Origin of the sequence: Secundilactobacillus oryzae JCM 18671 (assembly GCF_000740055.1) — a bacterium.
Taxonomy (GTDB): domain Bacteria; phylum Bacillota; class Bacilli; order Lactobacillales; family Lactobacillaceae; genus Secundilactobacillus; species Secundilactobacillus oryzae.
Genome location: NZ_BBJM01000088.1, coordinates 1 through 319 on the forward strand (window position 1 = coordinate 1; position 319 = coordinate 319).

General features: G+C 37.3%; 1 protein-coding gene. It reads left to right on the plus strand.

Features of this window, described 5'->3' with window-relative positions; genetic code table 11:
* A partial coding sequence (locus tag LOSG293_RS09885) for a helix-turn-helix domain-containing protein (protein ID WP_034529931.1) occupies window positions 1–319 on the plus strand: 319 nt, incomplete at both ends.

Sequence of the window (319 nt, forward strand, 5' to 3'; positions counted from 1 at the left end):
AAATTAGAAATATTTCTCAACTACATCAATGGGTTATCAGTTACAATAATGACAAACTCCGAGTTAATCAGACAACGAGAAAGCGAGTCAGAAAAATGGGACGAAAAGTAACCTTTGATGAAAAGAGGCAGATTGTCCGATGGACAATTGAACATAACAATAACTATAAAGCGGCTGCAGAGAAGTATGATATTAGTTACCAACGAGTTTATTCTTGGGTACGGAAGTACCGAGTAAATAGCGACTGGGAAGTACTAAAAGATAACCGTGGGCGTAATAAAGGAAAAGAGCCCACTAATGAACTAGAAAGACTAAGGAA